Source organism: Pseudomonas sp. DCA-1 (genome assembly GCF_046523955.1).
Taxonomy (GTDB): domain Bacteria; phylum Pseudomonadota; class Gammaproteobacteria; order Pseudomonadales; family Pseudomonadaceae; genus Aquipseudomonas; species Aquipseudomonas putida_Y.
In genome coordinates this window covers 1,690,298-1,700,000 of the sequence record NZ_CP169881.1, presented here as the reverse complement: position 1 = coordinate 1,700,000, position 9,703 = coordinate 1,690,298, and the positions used below count along the sequence as shown (strand labels likewise).

The 9,703-nt window shown below is 61.8% G+C and carries 11 protein-coding genes (1 of these 11 only partly in view); 3 read left to right on the top strand and 8 right to left on the bottom strand.

Annotation, left to right across the window (positions count from 1 at the left end; all coding sequences use genetic code 11):
* The 3 genes from ACE4QZ_RS08140 to ACE4QZ_RS08130 all read left to right on the top strand — a co-directional run.
* On the top strand, positions 1–153 hold the 3' end of the coding sequence (locus ACE4QZ_RS08140; RefSeq protein ID WP_103463174.1) for a formate/nitrite transporter family protein. It extends 744 nt beyond the left edge of the window; 153 of the gene's 897 nt are visible here — the last part of the coding sequence; the start codon falls outside the window, past its left edge; the stop codon is at positions 151–153.
* A 281-nt stretch (positions 154–434) separates the two neighbouring features.
* Positions 435–1,508, top strand: a complete 1,074-nt coding sequence (locus ACE4QZ_RS08135; RefSeq protein ID WP_103463175.1) for a diguanylate cyclase — start codon at positions 435–437, stop codon at positions 1,506–1,508.
* 51 nt (positions 1,509–1,559) lie between these two features.
* On the top strand, positions 1,560–4,142 hold the full coding sequence (locus ACE4QZ_RS08130) for an EAL domain-containing protein (RefSeq protein ID WP_103463176.1): 2,583 nt from the start codon (positions 1,560–1,562) through the stop codon (positions 4,140–4,142).
* 16 nt (positions 4,143–4,158) lie between these two features.
* Here ACE4QZ_RS08130 and ACE4QZ_RS08125 read toward each other — a convergent pair whose 3' ends face one another.
* The 8 genes from ACE4QZ_RS08125 to ACE4QZ_RS08090 form a co-directional block, all read right to left on the bottom strand.
* Positions 4,159–4,503: a DUF2025 family protein gene (locus ACE4QZ_RS08125; RefSeq protein WP_103463177.1), complete on the bottom strand. Its 345-nt coding sequence runs from the start codon at positions 4,501–4,503 to the stop codon at positions 4,159–4,161.
* Between the two features lie 222 nt (positions 4,504–4,725).
* Positions 4,726–5,595: an HlyD family secretion protein gene (locus ACE4QZ_RS08120; protein ID WP_021785853.1), complete on the bottom strand. Its 870-nt coding sequence runs from the start codon at positions 5,593–5,595 to the stop codon at positions 4,726–4,728.
* A gap of 12 nt (positions 5,596–5,607) precedes the next feature.
* Positions 5,608–5,814, bottom strand: coding sequence for a DUF1656 domain-containing protein (locus tag ACE4QZ_RS08115; protein WP_012051433.1), 207 nt, complete (start codon positions 5,812–5,814; stop codon positions 5,608–5,610).
* Positions 5,801–7,789, bottom strand: coding sequence for an FUSC family protein (locus ACE4QZ_RS08110; RefSeq protein WP_021785852.1), 1,989 nt, complete (start codon positions 7,787–7,789; stop codon positions 5,801–5,803). The genes ACE4QZ_RS08115 and ACE4QZ_RS08110 overlap by 14 nt, the downstream gene beginning before the upstream one ends.
* A 216-nt stretch (positions 7,790–8,005) precedes the next feature.
* Positions 8,006–8,122, bottom strand: a complete 117-nt coding sequence (gene ccoM, locus ACE4QZ_RS08105) for a cytochrome c oxidase subunit CcoM (RefSeq protein WP_003254862.1) — start codon at positions 8,120–8,122, stop codon at positions 8,006–8,008.
* Positions 8,123–8,257: 135 nt separating this feature from the next.
* Positions 8,258–8,419 carry a hypothetical protein gene (locus ACE4QZ_RS08100; protein WP_021785851.1) on the bottom strand — a complete coding sequence of 54 codons (162 nt, stop codon included), beginning with the start codon at positions 8,417–8,419 and terminating at the stop codon, positions 8,258–8,260.
* A gap of 67 nt (positions 8,420–8,486) precedes the next feature.
* Positions 8,487–8,816, bottom strand: coding sequence for a hypothetical protein (locus ACE4QZ_RS08095; RefSeq protein ID WP_021785850.1), 330 nt, complete (start codon positions 8,814–8,816; stop codon positions 8,487–8,489).
* 62 nt (positions 8,817–8,878) lie between these two features.
* The gene (locus ACE4QZ_RS08090) at positions 8,879–9,574 is read right to left on the bottom strand and encodes a M949_RS01915 family surface polysaccharide biosynthesis protein (RefSeq protein WP_021785849.1); all 696 of its coding nucleotides are present in this window, start codon (positions 9,572–9,574) and stop codon (positions 8,879–8,881) included.
* Positions 9,575–9,703 lie beyond the last annotated feature (129 nt).

Here is a 9,703-nt window from a genome sequence, read left to right as displayed (position 1 = left end):
CTGCCGACGCTGGCGGGCAACATCATAGGCGGCAGTTTCATCTTCGCCCTGATCAGCCATGCACAGGTGCGTAGTGACAGTGGCAAACCACCCTCGCGGCTTCTAAACGATGACGAGGCCCTACCCCCGCGCAGTTCGGACGAGCGCAAGTGATACTCAGCGCACCGCTACGGTTCGCTCCTGCCCCTGGCAGCGGGACTAACAGGCCGGGCTGCCCCCGCTCTGCACGCGATCCGGTGAGTCCAGCCTGGCTGACCAACATCAGGAGGAACCATCAGGCGCCCCAAGCAACAGGAAAGCCTTGATGCCCCCCTCGGTGATCGAATCAACCGTGAATTGGCTTGCAAGGTCATTTCTCGCCGATGAAGCACTGTTCGACAATATTCATGGGAATTATGCGATGAACGGTACATCAGCGGAAGAATATGAGCATTATGGACAACCGCAACGGCAAAGGGCTTTCATTCGTCAAGCGCATCTACCTGCCGCGTGTCGTCGGCCTGGGAATCGGCCTGTTCACTGTCATGGCGGCCATTGCGCCGCTGTCGCCACCCGCCTGGATGTGGCTGCTGGTACTGTTCAACGGTTTGTTGTGGCCGCACATGGCCTACCTGTGGGCTGCCCGCTCGACAGCGCCCTACCAGGCAGAGCAGCGTAACCTCCTGCTGGACTCGCTGATGGGCGGGTTCTGGGCCGCCGCCATGCACTTCAATCCGCTGCCCAGCGTGACCGTACTGTCGATGATGGCGATGAACAACGTCGCCGCCGGCGGAAAGCGCATGGTCTTTCGTGGAGGGCTGGCGCAACTGGCTGGCATGCTCGCCGCTCTCCTGCTGCTTGGCCCTGGCTTGCAATTGACCGCCACGCCCCTGCAGGTCTATGCGTGCCTGCCAATGCTGACGCTGTACCCGCTGACCTTGGGCTGGGTGTGCTACCAGCTTGCGATAAAGCTGGGCGACCACAAGCGCCGACTGAGCGCCCTGAGCCTCACCGACAGCCTGACCGGGCTGTTCAACCACGGCGCCTGGAAGGACCTGCTGCTGCTGAAGTTCCAGGTTTGCAAGCAGCAACAGGGGCACGCGGTGATTGCCCTGATCGACATCGATCACTTCAAGACCATCAACGACACCTTCGGTCATGTGGTCGGTGACTGTGTACTGCGCCAGATCAGCGCTGAGCTGCGGCGAAGCCTGCGCGAGGGCGACCAGGCCGGACGATACGGCGGCGACGAGTTCTGTGTGATCCTGCCCGAAACCAGCCAAGCTCAGGCCTGCCAAGCCATGGAGCGCCTGCGCGAACGGGTTTCCAGCTACCGCAACCCGCAGCTACCGCACCTGCGCATCAGCCTGAGTATCGGCCTGTCTCCCTTCGAAGCCAACCTTGAGTCCCCCGAGCATTGGCTCGAACAGGCGGACAAGGCGCTGTATATCGCCAAGCACGCTGGCCGCGATCAGGTCAATTTTGCCCGCGGTCAAGCTGCCGCGCTCAGGCTGGCCTATCCTGATTGAACCTCCTTCCTGACTGCCTGGCGGGAGGTTGCCTGAAGGAGCCGCTCGCGCATGGCCAGGACCGCCAAGCTTCCACCCGCTAGCCCCACACCACGCTTTCAGGTGCGCCACCTTATTACCGGTTTCAGCGCAGTGTTCGGCCTGGCCTGCCTGGTCATTCTCGGCGCTCTGTTCAATATCGCTACCACGCTCGACCAGCAGGAACGCCAGCGTAGCGCCTTCCATGCGAACCAGGCGCTGGAACAACGGCTGCTCGCCTCGCGCCAGTTTCTGTCCAGCTATGCCGTATGGGATGCAGCCTTCGAGCACCTGGCGGGCCAAGTCGACTGGCAATGGGCCTACGAGGAAAAGAACATAGGCGAGTCGTTGTACAGCGCCAGCGGCTACGAAGGGGTGTTCGTAGTGGAAAACGGCCGCACCACCTATGCCTTGTTCAAAGGCCAGCCCAGCCAGGCAGGTGCCAACACCTATATAGATACCCCCCTACAGCCGATCATCGAACAGGCCCGCGCGGCGGCAACTTCACGCGAGCAGGTCACCCGTTTCGTATTGTTCAATGGCTGGCCGGCGGCACTCAGTGCAGCTGCTGTGCGCCCGGACCGGGAGGTAACCGACAGCGAGGTGAGCCAAGCGCCAGTGATGCTGTTCATTGATCAGCTCACCGAAAGCAAACTGGCGCAGTTGGGCAACGGCGCTGGCCTGACCGGCATGCACGTGGAAAAGGAGGATATGCAGGATCACAGCCACCTGCGTATAGAGCTGGGCGAAACCGGTTACCATCTGACCTGGAACAGCCCGCTGCCGGGGCGTCAACTGTTGTGGGCAGTGTTGCCGACACTATTGGGCGCACTGCTGATACTTGGGCTGGTGATGCTGTACCTGTTTCGCCATGCCTTGCGCAGTTCCCGAGCGATCGGCCTCACGCTCGTGCACCTGCAACAGAGTAACCAGGCCCTGGAGGCCAGCGAACAGCGTTTCCGCGCGGTGGCCGAGTCGGCGTCCGACTGGATCTGGGAGACCGACCGGCAACAACGCCTGACTTACCTGTCGCAGCGCTTCGCCAACGTCACCGGCTACCCGGTAGACGGCTGGCTGGGTCACCCGCTCAACCAATTGCTGGCCTGCGATACCACGCCGCTGTCACCTTGGCTGGACACCCTGGTTACCGCAGACCCGCAACAATTGGCCAACCTGCGCTGCACTTACCGCGACCAGAATGGCCAGAACCGCTACTGCCGGATATCCGCCCGTGCTATCTGGCGCAATGGCAAGGCCATCGGTTTTCGGGGTACCGCCAGCGATATCACCGACGAAGTCGATGCCCACGCGCGCATCCAGCACCTTTCGCTGCACGACCCACTGACCGGGCTGGCCAACCGCAACAAACTCGCCAGGCACCTGGAGCAGGCCTTGCTGCGCGGCAGTGATTCGCCGCCGCTGACCTTGTTGCTGCTGGACCTGGACAACTTCAAGCCGATCAACGACTCGCTCGGTCATGCCGCCGGAGATGCCGTGCTGCAAGAAGTGGCAACGCGCCTGCGTGACACCACCCGCGATGGCGACCTGGTCGCGCGTCTGGGCGGCGACGAGTTTATCCTGGTACTCAACGGCATGGACAACAGCAGCGAGATCGACCGCTTCTGTGCGCGCCTGATCAGCCTGCTGCAGCAACCCATCGTCTTCGACAGCCAGCCTCTGCACATTGGTGCCAGCATTGGCATTGCCCAGACGCGTAATCAGGGCTTCGATGCAGGCGAGCTGATCCGCTGCGCCGACATCGCCCTTTACCAGGCCAAGGCCGATGGAAAGAGCACATGGCGTTACTTCGTTGCCGAAATGAACCAGCAGATCCAGTACCGTCGCCAGTTGGAGAACGACCTGCGCCGGGCCCTGCGCAATCAGGAGTTCGAGTTGCATTACCAGCCGCGCTATCGCCTTGAGGACCTGCGTATCGTCGCAGTCGAGGCCTTGGTGCGCTGGCAGCACCCACAGGAAGGGTTGCTGGGGCCGGACACCTTCATCCCGTTGGCCGAGCAGAGCGACATCATTGTTGCGCTGGGCCGCTGGGTGCTGCGCGAAGCTTGCCGCACTGCCCTTGACTGGCCGGCCGATGTGCTGGTTTCGGTCAACCTGTCGCCTGCGCAGTTCTTGCGCAGCGATGTGGTAGCCGACGTACGCGAAACCTTGCTCGACACGGCCTTCCCCGCCCAACGGTTGGAACTGGAAATTACCGAGAACGTAATGCTCAATGACATCGAAGGGGCGCTAGGCACCATGCTGTCGCTCAAGGAGCTCGGCGTGCGCCTGAACATGGATGATTTCGGCACTGGCTATTCTTCGCTGGGCTACCTGCGTACCTACCCGTTCGACAGTATCAAGATCGACAAGCGCTTCATCAGCGGCCTGAACAGCAACAGCGGCAGCGACCGCGCAGTGGTCCAGGCCATCATCAACCTGGGCGAGGCGATGGGGCTGACAGTGACAGCCGAAGGCGTGGAAAGCGAACATCAACTCAAGGCGCTGGAAAAGGACCGCTGCCATGAAGTGCAAGGCTATTACCTGAGCAGGCCACTGGACAGCGCAGGGTTGGCGGCGTTGTTGCACCAAACATCCCAAAGCACAGCACAGCCCTAGCAGAAGCAGCCTTGTGCTACTCCGACACAGACCGGGTGTGCTGCTGCAGGCTGCGCTGCGCCACGATCTCGGGCAGATCACACCGGCGCAGGTAGGCGCGCAGCGGTTCACCAATGTTCAAGCGTTCATCCACATGCAGATTCAGCAACAGCGAAAGCCGTTCGCGGCACAGCGCCATGCGCTGTCCTCCTTCAGGCCGCCAGACAAACTCGCTGCAGGGGGTGATACTGGCGTCGGCCACGTCCATGCCGAACGCGTCCTCGGAGAAACGCACGATATGAACACCGCGCTTGCCGTGAAAACCGACAAAGCCCTTTAGCTGATCGGCGGCGTTGCAGATATCCTGGGAAGTGATGGCCATGACGTAACCTCGCAATGAAATCGGAAGATACGCACGCCTGGCGGGAGAAGGGTTGCCTCTGTCGGGCAACTCACAGCGGCAGCCTAACGCAACTGGCGGGCCGTTCGCCAAGTTTTTCGTGTTTGCCCAACGTCGTCGGCGAACTCAAGCGGTACTGCCTTCTCCACACGACCAGGCTGTACCGCTTCAAAAATTTCATTTCTGTCTATTGAGGCAGCACCATCACTGCGGGTCGCGGTCCTCGTGCACCTGCACACTCGCCGTCATCCCCGCACTCAAGGTCAGCCCTTCCGGTACCTGGTCCAGGCGAATCCTCACCGGTATGCGCTGGGCCAGCCGCACCCAGTTGAAAGTCGGCTCTACCTCCGGCAGCAACTGGCTGTCCGGATTGCTGTTGCGGTCGGTGATGCCGCGGCTGATGCTTTCCACGTGCCCCTGCATCGGTTCACCCGCACCCATCAGCCACACTTTCACGGTGTCCCCTACGCGAATACGCGGCAGCTTGGTTTCCTCGAAATAGGCCTGGATGTAGAACGTCGAATCATCCACCAGCGCCATCACCGATTCCCCGGTGTTCACATAGTTGCCTTCGGCCAGACGCAGATTGGTGATATGCCCGCTGCGCGGGGCCCGCACTTCACTGCGCGCCAGGTTGATCTTGGCCACCTGCAACTGCGCCTCGGCTTCATGCAACTCGCCACGGGCGATGGCAGCATTGATCTGGGCGTTTTCACGCAACTCGGCACTGATCGCCTCTGGCCCCAGGGCAGTACGCCGGGCTGCTTCACGCTCGCGCAAGCGCAGTTGCTGGGCGCGGGTCTCGGTCACCGCGCTAGCCTGATCGAACGCGGCCTGGAAGCGCTCGCGGTCAATACTCATCAACAGGTCGCCAGCCTTGACCTGCTGGTTGTCATGGACCTTCAGCTCGCGTACCCAGCCAGACACATCAGGCGCTATCACCACCACATCGGCGCGCACACGGGCATCGCGCGTCCATGGGGTGAGCATGTAGTACTGCCACAGCTGGTAGCCGGCCAACACGGCCAGGGCCACCACACACAGGGTCACCAGAGTACGTACGGCCGCACGCATCGAAACACTCCTTTATAAAGTTCCCAGCAGGCGTACCACCAGGAACAACACACAAACGAACAGCGCCGCGTCGAACAGCGCCTCATGCCAGATCCAGCGCCCCAACGGCGTGGCATGCACCACCAGGCGCAGCAGGCCGGTAAGCAGCAGCGCCAACAAGACATAAAGCAGAAACGGGCTGAGCAGCACACCGCCCACTTCCCACTCACGCAAACCCATGGGTGTCCTCCTGCCAGCGGCACCATTTGCCCCAGCTCTTCTGCAATTGCAGCACCGCCCCCTCGGCCAGCCGCAGCGGGTCGCTGGCTGGCAGCCGACGCAACGCTGCAATGAACTGCTCACTGGCAGCATCCAGCCGCTGCCCACGCCCGGCAGCCGGCCCTTTGGCCAACACTGCCTCCACTTGTTGAAGGTACTCGCGCTCGGCCGGCCCCAAAGGGGCCTGGGCGACCGCCAGGCACATGCGCAGGTGCACCAGTTCGTCGCCGATATCCAGCCCGTGTAGGCCGTCATCCCAGCGTTTGCGTTCACCTTCCGGTAATTCACTGGCATGCCGCGCCAGTTGCATCAGCCGGTCAGCCATGCGCCCGCCAAACCAGCTGTCAGCCCCGCGCAGATCGCGCCGAGTCAAGCGCACCAGGTCGTTCTGCGTTGCAGCACGCAAGCGCCGGCCCAGCCAGGCCGGGTGGCGGAACACCAGTAAGCGGAAGGCCATGACCGCTGCCGACACCCCCACCAGCATGGCCAGTGCACTGTTCAGCATGGTCGCCACGCCGAACTGCATGGCGTTGAGCGGCGACACCAGCACAATGAAGTGCAGACAATAGGAAGTGGCCGTAGCCCCGGTACGCGGATGGGCCATACCCAGTGCACCTAGAAACAGCGGCACGCCCATGCCCAGGCAGAGCATGGCGAAACTGCTCCATTGCGGCAGTATGATCTGCCCGACCAGAAACGCCGCCGGTACCGCCAGGAATATCCCGCGCAGGAAGCTCAGGCCGATCTGTGCGCCGTTCTCGCGACTGGCGAACAGGCTGCAGACCACGCAGGTCAATATCAATCCACCCGGGGCAGAAGGCCAGGCCGTGGCCAGCCAGAAGCCACTCATTACCAAAAAGGCCAGCGCGCTGCGCGAGCCGAACAGCAAGGCCAGCGACCAGTCACGGTGCGCGGCCAGCCCCTGGGACACGTCCTTGGGCGCCCTGCCCACCTCCACATCCTCAAGTGCTTGGGTGGCGGCCATGGCATAGTCCAGCAGCAGGGCCATGCGCGCCAGGCAGAAGTGTTCCGCCGAACTGATCTGCTCATCGTGTGCGGCATTCCAGATACGCTGACGCAACAACAACAGACTGGGCTGGTCGGGTTGATCCAGCAGCGCACGCACTTCCTGCAACCAGGGCGTCAGGTGCTCGACCTCACGCTCATCCAGTTGCCGCCACTGGCGGCGCACCGAACGGGAAATCCGCAGCAGCACCATCAGTTTCTGGCTAAGGCCACGAATGGCACGGGCACGTTGGCGCCCGCGATTGCCCTCGAACCAGGCATGTTCACGTTGGCTGTCGATGGCGACGATGCGTCCCAGGCTTTCCAGCAGGCCTTTGCGCGCCTCGTCCTCTCCGCCCAGCATGGCTCTGGCGGCCTGCAGGCCGTTCTGCCAGGCCTGCCGCGCCTGCCCGCCCAGTTGCTGCTCGACCCGCATGGGCCAGAGCAAGGCGCTGCTGGCTGTTGCGCAGAAAATACCCAGGCAGATCTCGGTACAGCGAGCCACGGCCTGGTCGAATACCTGCAGTGGATGGTCGATTGCCGGCAGTGCGATGATCGCTGCGGTGTAGCCGGCCAGCACGAAAGCATAGGCCCAGGCGCTGCGCAACTGGGTGGACGCGGCGGTACACAGGGCCAGCCACAGCGCCAAGGTAAGCAAAAACAGCCAGGGGGTCTGGGCGAACAGGCCGATGAACAGCACCGACATGACTGTGCCGACCAACGTGCCGGCCAACCGCGCCAAGCCTTTCTGCACCACCATGCCCGATAGCGGCTGGGCGACGATGAAAGCAGTCATCAATGCCCAGGAGGGTTGCTCCAGCCCCCAGCGCATTGCCAGCCACAACGCCAGGCCGCCACCGAGCAGGGTCTTGATGGCAAACTTGAGGGCGAGGCTGCTGGGAGCGAACAGGGCCTGAAAGGTGATGGGCACGAGGCGGACCTTGCGGGGAATGGTCTTACTGAAAAGATAGACAATGGTGGGAAGAATAAAGCGGAAACGATTAATTAGCTAGCTAATCATGTTTATTCGATTGCAGATTCGCCGCCGCTGCAAAAGGGGCCGACTCGGGCAATATAAAAAATGCAGGCAAAAAAATGGGCGACCGAAGTCGCCCTAAATGCCTTGCGTGCTCGTGTACCCGGAAGGTCAGCGCGGCTTGCGCTTGTTCGAGTCCTTCCAGATGAAAATGCCCAGACCGGCAAAGAAGGCAACCATCAACCCGACCGTTACCACACCGGCGATAACCACATTGTCGAAGAACATGCTGGCCTCCCCATTCGTTTGCCGTTGTCCGATGGGTGCAAGTTAACCAATGTGGAGGCGCGAAAAATTGATCAGAGTCAATGGCGCCCGGGGCCGGGCACACGAGGGGGGCGCAGGGTTGACCTGCGTCAAGTTTCAACGCTTCTTCGGCTTGCCCTTGGGCTTCTTTTTCTTGGTGGTACTCAATGGCAGGGCCTGCTCGAAAGCATTGCGCATTTCGTTCAGCCGCTTTTCCTTGAGGTCGTGGACGCGCTTGGCGCGTTCGGCCTCGAAATCGATGAGGTTGTCTTGGCTCATGGGGGGCTCGACGATCAACAGAGAATTGCATGATGAAGCCAGGCGCAGGCGCTGACCAGCCCCCTTATCAGACTTCGATGTCCACCAGCAGCCCTTGGCGTACATGCTCGCCCATCAATGGCGCTACCGGCACCGTGTTGTCGGCATTGACCTCGTCACCCGGGACGGCATCGTAGCGCTCGTGCTCGCCCTTTTGCCGGCGTTGCTGCTGGCGGCGCTGTTCATCGCGCAGCAACAATACCTGCTCTTGCGGGTCGCGCTGGCGCTTGAGGTCAATGGCACTTTCGCCGGATGCAGGCTGCGCCGGCACCACCGGTTTGATGTCAGGGGTTGGTTTGACCGGGTCCTGTTGCGAGGTGACCGGGGCGGCACTGAGCGGAATGATCGGCGGCAGCATGGACGTTCTCCTATGCCCCTGTATCGGCAGGCGCAGCTTTACCTTGATGTCATGGGCAACATTTACTCGGCTTCGTCACCAGGGTCGTCGTCGCCTGGCGGGCTGGCCTCGCTCCAGGGCCGCTTGTACACCTGCTGCCAAACTGCATCCATATGATCGCGCAATACCTGCGGCGCGGCCTTCAGCGAAGCGCTGTCCTCGCGCTCACCACCGACCGGTTCCTCCCCCGCCGGGGTGATCAGCGACTGGCCGGTAATGGTGTAAATGGCCTGCCCTTCACGCATCTCGATGGCGATATCATGCGGGTCGATACCGCCGCCGCAGAACGCATGGCTGGCCACCGTTACCTCGGCCACGCCATTCTTGTTCAGGTCGCTGACATCACTGACGTCATTATAGAAGTCCACGTCCAGGTCCAGCCCCGGGCAGGTGGTTTCCTGCTCGATCTGCCAGCGCGCCTTGAAGGTGTCGTTCTCGGCCGTGCGCCCGTACAAGGTGGCCTTGAGCACCACCCTGTCCACTTCCTGTTCGCTTTCAAGGTCGCTGGCCTGGCCATCGCTGCGGCTCAGAACCAGCAGCCCTTCTCCATCAACGTCACGAAAGTGCACACTCTTTATCGGCGTCTGCACGCCCAGCACCTCAAGCTGCTCCATCGGGATGGGGGGCAATGTCTCAAAGTTTTTCTGCTCACAGGCGCTCAGCAGCACCAGGCTGCCTACGGCTATCGAAGCGCTGATCCAGCGGTGCTTGGCAGACATGTTGATCCGGAGCCCTCGTCGGCGACCCTGTGCAGAGCGATGAAACGACTAGACTGTGCCTTTCGATACCTTTCGGTGCTATCGGCACTTTGGTCTGATCGGCCGATCCGTTAACATAATCGGCTTTTT

What these genes read in the sequence shown, in the direction of transcription:
- ACE4QZ_RS08135 (WP_103463175.1), top strand. Translation starts at nt 435, where the DNA reads ATGGACAACCGCAACGGCAAAGGGCTTTCATTCGTCAAGCGCATCTAC.
- ACE4QZ_RS08130 (WP_103463176.1), top strand. Translation starts at nt 1,560, where the DNA reads ATGGCCAGGACCGCCAAGCTTCCACCCGCTAGCCCCACACCACGCTTT.
- ACE4QZ_RS08125 (WP_103463177.1), bottom strand. Translation starts at nt 4,503, where the DNA reads ATGGCCATCACTTCCCAGGATATCTGCAACGCCGCCGATCAGCTAAAG.
- ACE4QZ_RS08120 (WP_021785853.1), bottom strand. Translation starts at nt 5,595, where the DNA reads ATGCGTGCGGCCGTACGTACTCTGGTGACCCTGTGTGTGGTGGCCCTG.
- ACE4QZ_RS08115 (WP_012051433.1), bottom strand. Translation starts at nt 5,814, where the DNA reads ATGGGTTTGCGTGAGTGGGAAGTGGGCGGTGTGCTGCTCAGCCCGTTT.
- ccoM (WP_003254862.1), bottom strand. Translation starts at nt 8,122, where the DNA reads ATGTTCTTCGACAATGTGGTTATCGCCGGTGTGGTAACGGTCGGGTTG.
- ACE4QZ_RS08100 (WP_021785851.1), bottom strand. Translation starts at nt 8,419, where the DNA reads ATGAGCCAAGACAACCTCATCGATTTCGAGGCCGAACGCGCCAAGCGC.
- ACE4QZ_RS08095 (WP_021785850.1), bottom strand. Translation starts at nt 8,816, where the DNA reads ATGCTGCCGCCGATCATTCCGCTCAGTGCCGCCCCGGTCACCTCGCAA.
- ACE4QZ_RS08090 (WP_021785849.1), bottom strand. Translation starts at nt 9,574, where the DNA reads ATGTCTGCCAAGCACCGCTGGATCAGCGCTTCGATAGCCGTAGGCAGC.